Here is a 15,877-nt window from a genome sequence, read left to right as displayed (position 1 = left end):
GCAGGACAAGGCGCTCGGGCTATTCCTGCGGTAGCGAAACGTTATGGCAGGGGTCGGTGTACTGGATTAGAATGCTTTGGTGGTGTCGCAAGGCAAATGTAGGCGCCCATCTATGAGTGAAGGAGTGGTGCTTTGAACAACAACATGTTTTCGAAGGCAGCAGTGTGGCTGGTGATAGCACTGGTGCTGTTTACGGTGTTCAAGCAGTTCGACAAGCCCCGTGTCCAGGAAGGCGTCTCGTACTCGCAGTTCATGGACGACGCGAAGGCCGGCAAGGTCAAGAGTGTCGTGGTGCAGGGGCGGAACCTCACGGTCACTCCGGCTGACGGCCAGAAATACCAGATCGTCTCTCCGGGCGATATCTGGATGGTCGGCGACCTGATGAAATACGGCGTGCAGGTGAGCGGCAAGGCCGACGAAGAGCCGAATGCGCTCGTTTCGGCGTTGTACTACCTTGGACCGACGATACTGATCATCGTGTTCTGGTTCTACATGATGAGGCAGATGCAGGGGGGCGGCAAAGGCGGGGCGTTCTCCTTTGGTAAATCGCGCGCCCGCCTGATCGACGAGAACAACAACGCGGTCAACTTCTCCGACGTCGCAGGCTGCGACGAAGCGAAGGAAGAAGTGTCCGAACTCGTCGACTTCCTGCGCGATCCGCAAAAATTCCAGAAGCTCGGTGGGCGTATTCCGCGCGGCGTGCTGCTCGTTGGACCTCCGGGTACGGGTAAGACGCTGCTTGCGCGCGCCATTGCCGGCGAAGCGAAGGTGCCGTTCTTCAGCATCTCGGGTTCGGACTTCGTGGAAATGTTCGTTGGCGTGGGCGCGGCCCGCGTGCGCGACATGTTCGAGCAGGCCAAGAAGCACGCGCCGTGTATCGTGTTCATCGACGAAATCGACGCGGTCGGCCGTCATCGTGGCGCCGGTATGGGCGGCGGCAATGACGAACGCGAGCAGACGCTGAACCAGATGCTGGTCGAGATGGACGGCTTCGAGGCGAACTCGGGCGTCATCGTGATCGCGGCAACCAACCGTTCCGACGTGCTCGACAAGGCGTTGCTGCGTCCGGGCCGTTTCGACCGCCAGGTGTATGTGGGCCTGCCGGACATTCGGGGCCGCGAGCAGATCATGAAGGTGCACCTGCGCAAGGTGCCGATCGCCAACGACGTGGATGCAGCGGTGATCGCGCGTGGCACGCCGGGCTTTTCGGGTGCTGACCTCGCGAACCTCGTGAACGAAGCTGCGCTCTTCGCCGCGCGCCGCGGCAAGCGCATCGTCGAGATGCAGGACTTCGAAGACGCGAAGGACAAGATCTTCATGGGTCCGGAGCGCAAGTCGGCCGTGATCCGCGAAGAAGCGAAGCGCGCCACGGCGTACCACGAGTCGGGTCACGCGGTCATCGCGAAGCTGCTGCCGAAGGCGGACCCGGTGCACAAGGTCACGATCATTCCGCGCGGCCGTGCGCTGGGCGTGACGTGGCAGTTGCCCGAGCACGACAACGAAACGTATTCGAAGGACTACCTGCTGGATCGTCTGGCCATCCTGTTCGGCGGCCGCGTGGCGGAAGAGCTGTTCATGAACCTGATCAGCACGGGCGCCTCGGACGACTTCAACAAGGCGACGCAAACGGCTCGTGCCATGGTCACGCGCTTCGGCATGACCGACGCGATGGGACCGATGGTTTATGCCGACGACGACAACGACGGCGGTCCGTTCGGCAAGGGCTTCACGCGTGCGATCTCGGAAGCGACGCAGCAGAAGGTCGACGCGGAAATCCGCCGCGTGCTGGACGAGCAGTACAACCTCGCGAAGCGCCTGCTCGACGAGAACCGCGACAAGGTCGAAGCCATGACCGCGGCACTCATGGAGTGGGAAACGATCGACGCCGACCAGATCAACGACATCATGGCCGGCCGTCCGCCGCGCTCGCCGAAGAGCTCGCCGTCGCCGGGCGACACGTCCTCGGGCGGTAGCACGGGCACCGAGGTCAAACCCGGTAGCGCCACTGCACCGGCGTGATCCTGATCGAGTAAAGTTGCGGGCCGGTGTGATGTTCACATCGGCCCGTTTTGCATTTCTGGCGTGCCTGTGGGCCGCCGCATCTCGTTACACATCTGACGTTTCTTGACGTGCCCAACATCTCCTCGCAAGGTAGTCTCCCACCTGAACCGCTCGCGTGCGGCCGCTTCACGTTGACTTTCGAGCGTCCGCTCGTCATGGGCATCCTCAACGCCACGCGCGACTCGTTTTCCGACGGCGGCCGGTACATGGCTTGTGGCGACGCCGTGCGCCGCGCGGAGCAGATGATGCTCGACGGCGTCGATATCATCGACATTGGCGGTGAGTCGACGCGGCCGGGCGCACCGCCCGTGCCACTCGACGAGGAACTCGAGCGGGTGATTCCGCTGGTGGAAAAGCTCAAGGGCGCGAACGTGCCGCTCTCGATCGACACGTACAAGCCCGAAGTCATGCGCGCGGCGCTTGCGGCAGGCGCCGACATGATCAACGACATCTGGGGTTTCCGGATGCCTGGCGCAATCGAAGCCGTGCGCGGCAGCGCATGCGGGCTGTGTGTGATGCACATGCATGGCGAGCCGCAGACCATGCAGGTGGGCGAGCCCGATTACGTGAACGTCGTGCGTGAGGTTCGTGAGTTTCTTGCCGGGCGTTGTGCCGAACTCGAAGCGGCGGGCGTGGCGAAGGCGCGCATCAGCGTGGATCCGGGCTTTGGTTTCGGCAAGTCGGTGGTGGAGCACAATTACGCACTGCTCGCGCATTTGTCCGAGACGGCGCCTGAGGTCGCGGCAGGTGGCGCGCCGTATCCGATCCTCGCCGGCATGTCGCGCAAGTCGATGCTCGGCGCACTCGTGAACCGGCCCGCGCCCGAACGTGTTGCGGCGAGCGTGGCGGCGGCGGTGTGCGCGGCGGAACGCGGTGCGGCGATCATTCGCGTGCACGACGTCGCGCCCACTGTGGACGCGCTCAAGGTCTGGGCGGCGATGCGCGACGCGATGGCGGTCGGCGCATAGTCCGCGCGAGGGTCAGCGAGCTACCGCGCGAGCAACTGCGTGACTGACTGCGTGACCAACTGCGCGACCAACTGCGCGATCGACCGGCGACGCTCTTTGCCACGGGATGCACGAACGCATCCGGGCGGCCAAAATACAGGACAAGGCAGCACCAAACCGAGGGGTAGAAAGATGGGACGTCGTTATTTCGGAACTGATGGGGTGCGTGGCAAGGTCGGCGAGGCGCCGATCACGCCCGATTTCGTGCTTCGGCTAGGCTACGCGGCGGGCAAGGTGCTCGCTGGGTCGGCGGGGGTATCCGGGCCGCGCCCGTCCGTGCTGATCGGCAAGGACACGCGTATTTCGGGCTATATGCTCGAAGCTTCTCTGGAGGCGGGGCTGTCGGCCGCGGGTATCGACGTGATGCTGGCCGGGCCGATGACCACGCCCGGCATCGCCTATCTCACGCGTGCGCTGCGGCTTGCCGCGGGCGTCGTGATCAGCGCGTCGCACAATCCCTACTACGACAACGGCATCAAGTTCTTCTCCGCCGACGGCAACAAGCTCCCCGACGAGGTGGAGACGCAAATCGAGGAACAGCTCGAGCAGCCGCTCGCGTGCGCGCCGTCAGAGCAACTCGGCCGCGCACGCCGCCTGCACGACGCGGGCGGTCGCTACATCGAGTTCTGCAAGAGCACGTTCCCGCAGGCGTTCAACCTGCGCGGCCTCAAGCTCGTGATCGACTGTGCCAACGGCGCGGGTTATGACATCGCGCCGCACGTGTTCCACGAACTGGGCGCGGACGTGATTCCGATCGGCGTGTCGCCGAACGGTTTCAACATCAACGACGGCGTGGGCGCGACCGCGCCCGACGCGCTCGTGCGCGCCGTGCGCGCGAATCACGCCGACCTCGGCATCGCGCTGGACGGCGACGCCGACCGTCTCCAGGTGGTGGACGCACAAGGCCGCCTCTACAACGGCGACGAACTGCTCTACGTGCTCGTGAAGGACCGCATTGCGACCGATGGCAAGGTGGAAGGGGCGGTCGGCACGCTCATGACCAATCTTGCGATCGAGCAGGCGCTCGAAGGTCTTGGCGTGCAGCTCGTGCGCGCGAACGTGGGCGACCGCTACGTGCTGGAGCAACTGCGCGAGCGCGGCTGGCAGCTCGGCGCCGAAGGCTCGGGTCACATTCTTTCGCTCGACCGCCACACGACCGGCGACGGCATCGTCTCGGCGTTGCTCGTGCTCGCGGCGATGAAACGCAGTGGCAAGACAATCGCGCAACTGCTCGACGGCGTGAAGCTGTTTCCGCAGAAGCTCATCAACGTGCGCATCGCGCATGGCGCCGACTGGAAGGGCAATGCCGAGATCCAGCAGTCGATCGCTTCCGCCGAGGCGGAATTGAAGGGTAAGGGGCGCGTACTGATCCGCGCGTCGGGCACGGAGCCGGTGCTGCGCGTGATGGTCGAGGCTCGCGAGGAGCGCGACACGGTGCACTACGCCGAGGCGATCGCCAACGTGGTCAAGCGTTCGATCGCGTAATCGCCAGCGACAAGCCGATGAGCGTGACGGCGCAAGCCGCCGTCACGCTCATTTTTTTGCGATTTTTTCGACGTCGAAGCGCAAGCAGGCAAACGTTTAAAACACTCACATAACCGTTTGCAAATCATTTTCGAGGAATTCCTCGAATTTTTTCATCGGACCCCGGGACGCCTTCCGAGCGCCCATCCGGCGGGCGTTTCAGCCGCGGCCACCCCTGCCGGCCATCGCGCGAGCGCACCTCGCAGACCGCCCAATACGCATATCCACGCGCCTTTCAGCCAGTAATCGTACTGTCACGTTTGCTTCATGAATCGTCACAGTACTGTCACAGAGACCCCCTAAGCTTCGCGGTGTCGTTCATCCGCTCACACACTGGAGGTCTCATGAAATTGATGCAAACCGCGCTCGCTGGCGTTGCTGGCGCGCTCTTCGCGATCGCAGCGCAGGCTGCTGACATCACTGGCGCGGGTAGCACCTTCGCAGCACCGATCTATACGAAATGGGCGGATGCCTATCAAAAGTCGGGCGGCGGCAAGGTGAATTACCAGGGCATTGGTTCGTCGGGTGGCATCAAGCAGATTCAAGCCAAGACCGTTGACTTCGCGGGCTCGGACGCGCCGCTGAAGGACGAAGATCTGGCCAAGGAAGGCCTGTTCCAGTTCCCGACGGTGGTCGGCGGCGTCGTGCCGGCGATCAACGTGCCGGGCGTGAAGGCCGGCGAAATCACGCTGTCGGGCCCGGTGCTCGGCGACATCTACCTCGGCAAGATCAAGAAGTGGAACGATCCGGCCATCGTCGCGCTGAACCCGAAGGTCAAACTGCCTGACCTCGACATCGCTGTGGTCCGCCGCGCCGACGGTTCGGGCACCAGCTTCATCTGGACGAACTACCTCTCGAAGGTCAACCCCGAGTGGAAGAGCAAGGTCGGCGAAGGCACGACCGTGGCATGGCCGACGGGCACGGGCGGCAAGGGCAACGACGGTGTTGCGGCCTTCGTGCAGCGCCTGCCGGGCGCGATCGGCTACGTCGAGTGGGCGTACGCCAAGCAAAATCACATGGTCTACACTGCCATGAAGAACGAGTCGGGCGCGGTGGTTCAGCCGGATACCGAAACGTTCAAGGCAGCGGCTGCCGGCGCGGACTGGAAGAAGTCGTTCTATCAGATCCTCACGAACGAGCCGGGCAAGGACGCATGGCCGGTTGTCGGCGCGACCTTCGTGCTGCTGCACACGGCACAGGACAAGCCGGACCAGGGCAAGGAAACGCTCAAGTTCTTCGACTGGGCCTTCAAGAACGGCACGCCGGCTGCTGACAGCCTCGACTACATCTCGCTGCCGCCGTCGGTTGTGAGCGAAATCAAGTCGCAGTGGAAGGAGAAGGTCAAGGACGCGAGCGGCAAGCCGGTCGCTGAATAAGCCAGGCGTCAGGCAAGCGTAAAAAAGGCCGCCGCGTGACGCGCGCGGCCTGTTCGCTTGTGGCTTGCCTGATTCTGCGCTGTCCATGATGTGCCGCCCGCCTTCCGGCTCAGTCGTCAGTATTAACGGCCGGAAGGCGGGCGATCTGCAGTCCTACGGCTGCATCAACGTCGTGAGCTTCAAGCTCGCGGCAACTGGAACCCAGGTCACCATGTCCGACGTCCCGCTCGTGTCGAACCCGCCCGGCAACGCCGCGCAGCAAAAAGCGCCCAGCCCGGCAGGGGACATCATCTTTGGCGGCCTCGCGCGCCTCGCTGCCATCGTCACGCTGTTGCTGCTCGGCGGCATCATCGTGTCGCTGATCGTCGCCTCGTTGCCGACGATCCAGAAGTTCGGTTTCGCATTCCTCTGGACTGCCGACTGGGATCCCCCCAGCGAGCAGTTCGGCGCGCTCGTGCCCATCTACGGCACGATCGCCACGTCGCTCATCGCGCTCATCATTGCCGTGCCCGTGAGCTTCGGCATCGCGCTCTTCCTCACCGAGCTTTCGCCCGCATGGCTGCGCCGGCCGCTCGGCATCGCCATCGAACTGCTCGCCGCGATCCCGTCGATCGTCTACGGTATGTGGGGTCTGCTCGTGTTCGCGCCGATCTTCGCGCAGTGGTTCGAAAAGCCGCTCGGCACGCTGCTGGGCGGCATGCCGATCGTCGGCGCGCTGTTCCAGGGCGCGCCTATCGGCATCGGCATTCTGTGCGCCGGCGTGATTCTCGCGATCATGATCATTCCGTACATCGCGTCGGTCATGCGCGACGTGTTCGAAGTCACGCCCGTGCTGCTCAAGGAGTCGGCCTACGGCATCGGCTGCACGACCTGGGAAGTGATGTGGAAGATCGTGCTGCCGTTCACCAAGACCGGTGTGATCGGCGGCGTGATGCTCGGCCTTGGCCGCGCGCTTGGCGAGACCATGGCCGTCACGTTCGTGATCGGCAATACGAACCTGCTCGACAACGTGTCGCTCTTTTCGCCGGGCAACAGCATTACCTCGGCGCTTGCCAACGAGTTCGCGGAAGCGAGCCCGGGCCTGCACACGGCCGCGCTGATGGAACTCGGCCTGATCCTCTTCGTGATTACGTTCATCGTGCTGTCGATCTCGAAGCTCATGTTGCTGCGCCTTGAAAAATCGGAGGGTGCGCGATGAGCGAACCGATGATGAAAATTCCGGGTGCGATTTACGGCCCCGAACTGGACCGCATGCGCGACAAGCTGCAGCGCCGCCGCCGCGTGACCAACGCGATCGCGCTCACGCTCTCGCTCGCCGCCATGGGGTTCGGCCTTCTGTGGCTCGTGTGGATTCTCTACACGACAATTTCGCTCGGCATCGGCGGTCTTTCGGTCGAGCTGTTCACGCAGTCCACGCCCCCGCCGAACACCGATGGCGGCGGTCTTCTGAACGCCATCGTCGGCAGCCTGCTGCTCGTTGTGATCGCAACGTTCGTCGGCACGCCGATCGGCATTCTCGCGGGCATCTATCTGGCGGAATACGGCCAGAAGGGCTGGCTCGCTAGCGTCACGCGCTTCATCAACGACATTCTGCTGTCGGCGCCCTCGATCGTCGTGGGCCTGTTCGTCTACGCACTCGTGGTCGCGAAGATGGGGCACTTCAGCGGTTGGGCCGGCGCGATTGCGCTTGCGCTGCTGCAGATCCCGATCGTGATCCGCACGACCGAGAACATGCTCAAGCTTGTGCCGAACGCGCTGCGCGAAGCGGCTTTCGCACTCGGCACGCCGAAGTGGAAGATGGTGCTCTCCATCACGCTGAAGGCGTCGATTGCGGGCATCGTGACGGGCGTGCTGCTCGCCATCGCCCGTATCGCCGGCGAAACCGCGCCGCTGCTCTTCACCGCGCTGTCGAACCAGTTCTTTAGCGCCGACATGAATCAACCGATCGCGAACCTGCCGGTCACGATCTTCAAGTTCGCGATGAGCCCGTTTGCGCAGTGGCAGTCGCTTGCGTGGGCCGGCGTTTTCCTGATCACGCTGGGCGTGCTGGGTCTGAATATCCTCGCGCGCACGGTCTTTTCGAAAAAGTAAGGGCGGAGTTCCCGATGAACATGGCTGAGAGTCACCTCAACACCGCTGCGCACGGCAATGCGCCCTCCGCTGGGTTTGAACCTGCGGATCCCGCCCAGAACGCACGCCTGCCGGCGCTGGGCAAGCCGAAGATCGAAGTGAAGGACCTGAACTTCTTCTACGGCAAGTACCACGCGCTGAAGAACATCAACCTGCAGATTCCTGAAGGCAAGGTGACGGCGTTCATCGGCCCGTCGGGCTGCGGCAAGTCCACGCTCCTGCGCACCTTCAACAAGATGTTCGCGCTCTACCCGGAGCAGCGCGCCGAAGGCGAGATCGTGATGGACGGCGAGAACCTGCTCGCGACCAAGCGCGATATTTCGCTGCTGCGCGCACGCATCGGCATGGTGTTCCAGAAGCCGACCCCGTTCCCGATGTCGATTTACGACAACATCGCGTTCGGCGTGAAGATGTTCGAGAAGCTCTCGCGCCCGGAAATGGACGATCGTGTGGAGTGGGCGCTCACCAAGGCCGCGCTCTGGAACGAAGTGAAGGACAAGCTCGGCCAGAGCGGCTACGGCCTCTCGGGCGGCCAGCAGCAGCGCCTGTGTATCGCGCGCGGCATTGCGATCCGCCCCGAAGTGCTGCTGCTCGACGAGCCGTGCTCGGCGCTCGACCCGATTTCCACGGGCCGTATCGAAGAGCTGATCGCGGAACTCAAGAGCGACTACACGGTGGTGATCGTCACCCATAACATGCAGCAGGCCGCGCGCTGCTCGGACTACACTGCATACATGTACCTGGGTGAGCTGATCGAGTTCGGCGACACCGAAAAGATCTTCATCAAGCCGGTCCGCAAGGAAACGGAAGACTACATTACCGGCCGCTTCGGCTGAGCGTTGCAGGGAGCAAATCATGTCCGACAAACACTTGTCCAGCCAGTTCGACGCCGATTTGAACCTCATTTCGTCGAAGGTGCTCGAAATGGGCGGCCTCGTCGAATCGCAGATCATCACGGCCATGCAGGCGCTCAACGAGTTCGACGGCGCCGCCGCCGAGCGTGTGATCGCCGCTGAAGACCGCCTCAACACGATGGAAGTCGAGATCGACGAAGAGTGCAGCAACATCATCGCGCGCCGCCAGCCGGCCGCGCGCGACCTGCGCCTCGTACTCGCCATTTCGAAGACCATCACGAACCTCGAGCGCGCCGGCGACGAAGCCGAAAAGATCGCCAAGCGCACGAAGCGCCTGATGGAAGACGGCGCCTCGCGTACCGTCAACATCGCCGAGATCAAGGTCTCGGGCGAGATGGCCGTGTCGATCCTGCGCCGCGCGCTCGACGCGTTCGCGCGTCTCGACACCGTGGCCGCCGCGCAGATCGTGCGCGACGACAAGGCGATCGACGAGGAATTCCGCGCGTTCGTGCGCAAGCTCGTGAGCTACATGATGGAAGATCCGCGCACGATCTCCGTGGGCCTCGACTATCTGTTCATCGCCAAGGCGATCGAGCGGATCGGCGACCACGCGAAGAACATCGCGGAATTCATCATTTACATCGTGAAGGGCACCGACGTGCGGCACAAGTCGCGCGACGCGCTCGAACGCGAAGCACTCAGCTAATCAACTCCACAGGTAACAAGGTCAAGAGGTGCCGATGCCTAGCAGCATTCTCGTCATCGAAGATGAGCCCGCTATTTCCGAGCTGATTTCGGTGAACCTGCAGCACGCAGGCCACTGCCCGATCCGCGCCTACAACGCGGAGCAGGCGCAGAACCTGATCAGCGACGTGCTGCCCGATCTCATCCTGCTCGACTGGATGTTGCCGGGCAAGTCGGGTGTGAATTTCGCGCGCGATCTGCGCAACAACGAGCGTACGAAGCATATTCCGATCATCATGCTGACCGCGCGTGGCGACGAGCAGGACAAGGTGCTCGGCCTCGAAATCGGCGCTGACGACTACGTGACGAAGCCGTTCTCGCCCAAGGAGCTGATGGCGCGCATCAAGGCGGTGCTGCGCCGCCGCGCGCCGCAGCTCACGGAAGACGTGGTGGCGATCAACGGTCTGAAGCTCGATCCGGCCACGCACCGCGTGGCGGCCGCCGCCGAAGGCTCGGAAATCAAGCTCGACCTCGGCCCGACCGAGTTCCGCCTGCTGCACTTCTTCATGACGCATCCGGAGCGCGTGCACAGCCGCACGCAACTGCTCGACCAGGTGTGGGGCGATCACGTGTTCGTGGAAGAGCGCACCGTGGACGTGCATATCAAGCGTCTGCGCGCCGCGCTCAAGCCGGCAGGGTGCGATGCTATGATCGAAACGGTGCGCGGCAGCGGCTACCGTCTCGCCAAGAGCGCCTAAGCTGGGATAACGGCCGCGCCGCAGGGTGAGTCACCGGGCGGCGCGACCGCTTCACTGCCGCCGGCAATCGAGCGGCGGTAACAAGATGTCGCGTGCCCGCATCCGACCGTATTATTCTTCGATCGCAGGAACATGAACATCATCTGGGCGCGCTCCCTCGTATCGATCGTTTTGCTCGCGCTCATTTGCGCGGGTATTGGCGCGATTTTCGGCGTCAAGATCGCGCTGGGCATCGCCGTGCTGGCGCTGCTCGCGCAAATGCTCTTCAGCACGTTCCACAAGCAGCGTCTCTGGCGCCTGCTCGACGCTCCGGTCTACGGCGAAGTGCCGAGCGCTCCTGGCATCTGGGGCGAAATCTACTACCGTTTGCACAAGCTCGCGAAGCGCTGGCACGCTCAGGTGCGCCAGGTGGAGCAGCAGCACTCGCGTTTCATCCAGGCGATCCAGGCTTCGCCCAACGGCGTCGCCATGCTCGACGACCACGACCAGATCGAGTGGTGCAACGCGATCTCCGAAGTCCACTTCGGGCTCGACGCGAGGCGCGATCTGCGCCAGCACATCACGCATCTCGTACGGCAGCCCGACTTCGTGCGCTACCTCAATTCGCACGACTACAAGGACATGCTGATCATGCGCGGCATGGGCGCGAAGCGTCAGAACGTGATCTCGGTGCAGGTGTTTCCGTACGGCGAGAACCGCAAGCTCGTGCTTTCGCAGGACATCACCGAACTCGAGCGCACCGACGCCATGCGGCGCGACTTCGTGGCCAATGTCTCGCACGAGCTGAAAACGCCGATCACGGTGCTCTCGGGCTTTCTCGAGACGATGCGCGAGCTGCCGCTTGGCGAAGCCGAGCGCAACCGCTACCTGGAGCTGATGGAGCAACAGGCCTCGCGCATGCGCCACATCGTCACCGACCTGCTCGTGCTCGCGAAACTGGAAGGCGAGGGGCGTCAGCCCGGCGACCATATGGTCGACATGCGCGCGGTGCTCGGACACGTGCGCGAGGACGCCGAAAGCCTTTCGGGCGGCCATCACCGCATCACGGCCGATTTCGACGACGGCCTGAGCGTCACCGGTTCCGAAACGGAGATCATGAGCGCGCTGGGCAATCTCGCGACCAATGCGGTGCGCTACACGCCGGACAGCGGCACGGTGCATCTATCCTGGCGCGCGGAGCATGGCAGCGCGGTGTTTTCCGTCACCGACAGCGGCCTGGGCATTCCGGCCGCCGATATTCCGCGCCTGACCGAGCGCTTCTATCGCGTGGATCGCAGCCGCTCGCGCGACACGGGCGGCACGGGCCTGGGCCTCGCAATCGTCAAGCACGTGCTGCAGCGCCACGACGCGGCGCTCGAAGTGAAGAGCGAGGAAGGGCGGGGCAGCACGTTCACGGTGCGCTTCCCGACCGCGCGCACGACGAGAAGGCAGCCGGCGCCGGTCTGAGGATCTGCAGTTGCCATTGAAAAAGCCGCTTCATTCGAAGCGGCTTTTTTGCGTGCAGCGTGAGCGGCGCGATCAGTGCATTACGGACAGAACTTCGCGAGCAAGCTCAACTGCGCATTGCGCACGGCCTTGCCCGCGCGGCGGCGGCGATAGTGGCCGTCGCTTTGCATGAGCCACGCCGATTGATTGTCGCCGAGGAAGGTGGAAAGCCCTTCGGCGATCACGCGGCGCTTGAGCCTGCGGTCGTGGATCGGGAACGCTACTTCGACGCGGCGGAACAGGTTGCGATCCATCCAGTCCGCGCTCGACAAATAGACGTCTTCCTTGCCGCCCGCATAGAAGTAGTAAATGCGATGGTGCTCGAGAAAGCGCCCGACGATCGAGCGCACGGTGATGTTCTCGGAGAGCCCTGGCACGCCCGGCTGCAGCGAGCACACGCCACGGATGATCAGGTCGATCTTCACGCCGGCCTGCGATGCTTCGTACAACTCGTCGATGACGGTCGGCTCGAGCAGCGCGTTCATTTTCGCGACGATACGCGCCTTCTTGCCCGCACGCGCGGCGTCGGCTTCGTTGCGAATCGCCTCGATCATCTTCGGATGCAGCGTGAACGGCGACTGCCACAGATCATGCAGCTGCAGCTCGCCGCCGATGCCCGTGAGCTGCTGGAAGACGTGGTGCACGTCCTCGCACATCTTCGGCTCCGAAGTCATGAGGCCGAAGTCGGTATAGAGGCGCGCCGTGCGCGGATGGTAGTTGCCGGTGCCGAGGTGCACATAGCGGCGCAGCACCATGCGGCCGTTCACGGGCACGCGGCGCACGATCAGCATCATCTTGGCGTGGCACTTGTGGCCCACCACGCCGTACACCACGTGCGCGCCCACGGCTTCGAGCTGCGCGGCCCAGTTGATGTTGGTCTCTTCGTCGAAGCGCGCGAGCAGTTCCACGACCACCGTCACTTCCTTGCCGTTGCGCGCGGCCTGCATGAGCGCGTCCATGAGCGGCGAGTCGGTGCCAGTGCGGTAGATCGTCTGCTTGATCGCGACCACGTTCGGATCGTTGGCGGCCTGCAGCAGCAGTTCCAGCACGGGCTGGAAGCTCTCGTACGGATGATGCAGAAGCACGTCGCCCTGATCGATCACGTCGAACATGTTGCTGTTCGCGGCGATGCGCTGCGGAATGGCGGGCACGTGCGGCACGAACTTGAGGTCGGGGCGATCGACCATCTCGGGCAACTGCATGAGGCGCACGAGATTCACGGGGCCATCGACGTAATAGCAGTCTTTTTCGTCGAGACCGCTTTCGTCGAGCAGGCGCTTCGCGAGATGCGGGGGCGTTTCCGCCGACACTTCGAGCCGCACCGCATTGCCCAGGTGCCGCGCTGGCAGTTCGCCCTGCAGCGCCACGCGCAGGTTGGTAATTTCGTCTTCGTCGACGAAGAGTTCACTGTTGCGCGTGATGCGGAACTGGTTGCAGCTGCGCACGACGAGGCTCGGGAACAGCTCGCCCACGAAGCGCTGCAGCAGCGAGCCGAGCAGCACGAAGCCGTGCTGGAAGCCGGAAAGCTCCTGCGGCATGCGCACGAGGCGCGGCAGCGCGCGCGGCGCCTGCACGATGCCCATGACGGCCTGGCGCCCGAAGGCGTCCTTGCCTTCGAGTTCGACCACGAAGTTCAGGCTCTTGTTGAGCACGCGCGGGAACGGGTGCGCGGGGTCGAGCCCGATGGGCGTGAGAACGGGCAGCAGTTCGTCGAAGAAGTATTTGCGCGCCCAGGCGGTTTGCGCTTCGTTCCAGGCGTCGGTGCCGTGGAAATAGATGCCTTCCTGTTCGAGCGCGGGCAGCACGGTGTCGTGCAGCATGCGGTACTGGCGATGCACGAGACGCTGCGCGCGCTCGACCACGAGGTCGTACACGTGCTGCAGCGACATGCCGTCGGGCGAGAGGACGCCCGGGTTGTCGCGCATCTGCTCCTGAAGCCCGGCCATGCGGACTTCGAAGAATTCGTCGAGGTTGCTGCTGGTGATACAGATGAAGCGCAAGCGCTCCAGCAAAGGAACAGCGGGATCGGACGCCTGTGCGAGCACGCGCTCATTGAATCCCAGAATGCCCAGTTCGCGATTGAGTAGGGGATAGCGGATGGACATCGGCAATGAAAACGGAATGTCAGGGAGTGATTCGAACGGACGCTCGGAAATTCTCACAGTAATATGACTTTATTGTGACATTCGGTGTGTCATAAATTTTACGCCGCATTTTCACGAAATCGACAAGTCGCGTTGCGAACATGCACGCTGGGTAAAAGTACCCATGGTCATGACCAATGCGAGGAGCGACATGGTGAAGTCGGCTACGCTTAAAATGACGCATTTGGACAGTGCGGCGGCGGCGCAGCAAGCCCGCATGGCCGCGCGGTCGTCTCTGTATGCACGCATGGAGCCTGCCCCTTCGATGGTCACCAATCCCCACCTGCTTGCCGCCGTCGACCTCGGTTCGAACAGTTTTCGTCTGATCGTAGGCCGCGTCGAGGAAACCGACGCCGGCAGCCAGATCTACCCGGTGGATGCCCTGCGCGAACCCGTGCGGCTCGCGGCCGGCCTGTCGAAGGACAAGCTGCTCGACCGCGCCTCGCAGGTGCGCGGCTGGGACGCGCTCAAGCGCTTCGGCGAGCGGCTGCGCGACTTCCATCCCGACCAGGTGCGCGCGGTGGCGACCAATACGCTGCGCGTGGCCAAGAACGCGCGCGAGTTCCTCACCGAGGCGGAAGCGGCGCTCGGCTTTCCGATCGAAGTGATCGCGGGCCGCGAAGAAGCGCGTCTCATCTACGCGGGCGCCGCGCACTCGGTGCCGGCGAGCGCCGGCAAGCGCTTCGTGGTGGACATCGGCGGCGGCTCGACCGAGTTCATCATCGGCGCGCACTACACGCCGATCCGCATGGAAAGCCTCTATATCGGCTGCGTGAGCCATAGCCGCCAGTTCTTCCCCTCGGGCAACGTCGACGAGTACACCATGCGCCAGGCCGAACTCGCGGCCACGCGCGAAATCCAGATCATTTCCGCCGACTACCGCAAAACCGGCTGGGACCAGGCGATCGGCTCGTCGGGCACGGCGCGTGCGCTTGCGGAACTCGTCGAGGCGAACGGCTTCAACGATCCCGGCATTACGCACGGCATTTCGCGCGGCGGCCTCGAGCGCCTGAAGCGCGCGCTCATCAAGGCCGAGAACGTGAACCGGCTCAAGCTCGTCGCGCTCAAGCCCGACCGTATTCCCGTGCTGGCCGGCGGCCTCTCGATCATGATCGCGGTGTTCGAGGAACTCGGCATCGACTACGTCGACACCACGGACGGCGCGCTGCGACTGGGCGTGCTCTACGACCTGCTGGGCCGCTCGCAGCACGAGGACATGCGCACGGTCACGGTGGAAGGCTTCATGCGCCGCTACGGCGTGGATCGCGCGCAGGCGGGGCGCATCGGCGAGCTGGCCGTGAAGTTCTACGACCAGTTCGAGGAGCCCGACGAGGAGCGCCGCGAAGAGAACCGCATGTTCCTCACGTGGGCGGCGTCGCTGCACGAAATCGGGCTGTCCATTTCGCACAGCGCGTATCACAAGCACTCGGCCTACATCGCCAGCAACGCGGACATGCCCGGCTTTTCGCGCACCGACCAGGCGCGCCTTGCCGCGCTCGTGCTCGGCCACGTGGGCAAGCTCGGCAAGCTCTCGCAAGCGCGCGATGTGGAGTGGCCGCTGCTGTTCTGCCTGCGTCTGGCCGCACTGCTCACGCGCCGCCGCGCCGACGTCGGTCTGCCGCACATCACGGTGGAGCAGGAGGGCAACGGCTACGAAGTGCTGCTGCCCAATGCGTGGGTCCAGAACAATCCGCTCACCGATTACAACCTCGTTCAGGAAGCGGCCGAATGGGGCAAGATCGGCATTCCGTATCGCGTGGTGTATACGGAGGAGTGAGCGCTGCGCGCTTCGCTGGTAAAAAAAGCCCGGCTCGCCAATGAGCCGGGCTTTTTTTTCGCCCGCTGTGTTCGCCC

General features: G+C 63.8%; 12 protein-coding genes. 11 read left to right on the top strand and 1 reads right to left on the bottom strand.

All coding sequences use genetic code 11. The features are described 5' to 3' along the window. The first annotated feature begins 132 nt into the window (after positions 1-132). The 10 genes from ftsH (at position 133) to phoR (ending at position 11,840) form a co-directional block, all read left to right on the top strand. On the top strand, positions 133-2,019 hold the full coding sequence (gene ftsH / locus U5A52_RS21105; RefSeq protein ID WP_321936087.1) for an ATP-dependent zinc metalloprotease FtsH: 1,887 nt from the start codon (positions 133-135) through the stop codon (positions 2,017-2,019). Positions 2,020-2,138: 119 nt separating this feature from the next. Next, entirely contained in the window at positions 2,139-3,029 is an 891-nt protein-coding gene (gene folP, locus U5A52_RS21100; protein ID WP_321936138.1) for a dihydropteroate synthase, read from the top strand. A 171-nt stretch (positions 3,030-3,200) separates the two neighbouring features. Continuing rightward, complete coding sequence (glmM, locus tag U5A52_RS21095; protein WP_321912451.1) at positions 3,201-4,553, top strand: phosphoglucosamine mutase; 1,353 nt, start codon at positions 3,201-3,203, stop codon at positions 4,551-4,553. Positions 4,554-4,936: 383 nt separating this feature from the next. Then, positions 4,937-5,968, top strand: coding sequence for a phosphate ABC transporter substrate-binding protein PstS (gene pstS / locus U5A52_RS21090; protein ID WP_321912449.1), 1,032 nt, complete (start codon positions 4,937-4,939; stop codon positions 5,966-5,968). A gap of 211 nt (positions 5,969-6,179) precedes the next feature. Further along, a complete protein-coding gene (gene pstC / locus U5A52_RS21085; protein WP_158758209.1) occupies positions 6,180-7,166 on the top strand; it encodes a phosphate ABC transporter permease PstC in 987 nt (328 codons plus the stop codon). Continuing rightward, the gene (gene pstA, locus U5A52_RS21080; protein WP_321912447.1) at positions 7,163-8,059 is read left to right on the top strand and encodes a phosphate ABC transporter permease PstA; all 897 of its coding nucleotides are present in this window, start codon (positions 7,163-7,165) and stop codon (positions 8,057-8,059) included. The genes pstC and pstA overlap by 4 nt, the downstream gene beginning before the upstream one ends. Positions 8,060-8,079: 20 nt before the next feature. Next, the gene (pstB, locus tag U5A52_RS21075; RefSeq protein WP_407671808.1) at positions 8,080-8,934 is read left to right on the top strand and encodes a phosphate ABC transporter ATP-binding protein PstB; all 855 of its coding nucleotides are present in this window, start codon (positions 8,080-8,082) and stop codon (positions 8,932-8,934) included. Positions 8,935-8,953: 19 nt separating this feature from the next. Next, entirely contained in the window at positions 8,954-9,658 is a 705-nt protein-coding gene (gene phoU / locus U5A52_RS21070; RefSeq protein WP_321912443.1) for a phosphate signaling complex protein PhoU, read from the top strand. Between the two features lie 34 nt (positions 9,659-9,692). Further along, the gene (gene phoB / locus U5A52_RS21065) at positions 9,693-10,394 is read left to right on the top strand and encodes a phosphate regulon transcriptional regulator PhoB (RefSeq protein WP_042261377.1); all 702 of its coding nucleotides are present in this window, start codon (positions 9,693-9,695) and stop codon (positions 10,392-10,394) included. A 132-nt stretch (positions 10,395-10,526) separates the two neighbouring features. After that, positions 10,527-11,840 (top strand): phosphate regulon sensor histidine kinase PhoR, encoded by a 1,314-nt coding sequence (gene phoR / locus U5A52_RS21060; protein WP_321936086.1) that lies wholly within the window; start codon positions 10,527-10,529, stop codon positions 11,838-11,840. 80 nt (positions 11,841-11,920) lie between these two features. Here phoR and ppk1 read toward each other — a convergent pair whose 3' ends face one another. Next, positions 11,921-13,984, bottom strand: a complete 2,064-nt coding sequence (ppk1, locus tag U5A52_RS21055) for a polyphosphate kinase 1 (RefSeq protein WP_321912440.1) — start codon at positions 13,982-13,984, stop codon at positions 11,921-11,923. 214 nt (positions 13,985-14,198) lie between these two features. On the opposite strand from ppk1, the gene ppx reads away from it, so the two are divergent. After that, entirely contained in the window at positions 14,199-15,800 is a 1,602-nt protein-coding gene (gene ppx / locus U5A52_RS21050) for an exopolyphosphatase (protein ID WP_415774031.1), read from the top strand. The last annotated feature ends 77 nt before the right edge of the window (positions 15,801-15,877 follow it).

Source organism: Paraburkholderia sp. J8-2, from assembly GCF_905220195.1.
Lineage (GTDB): Bacteria > Pseudomonadota > Gammaproteobacteria > Burkholderiales > Burkholderiaceae > Paraburkholderia.
This window is presented reverse-complemented; position numbering and strand designations above follow the sequence as displayed.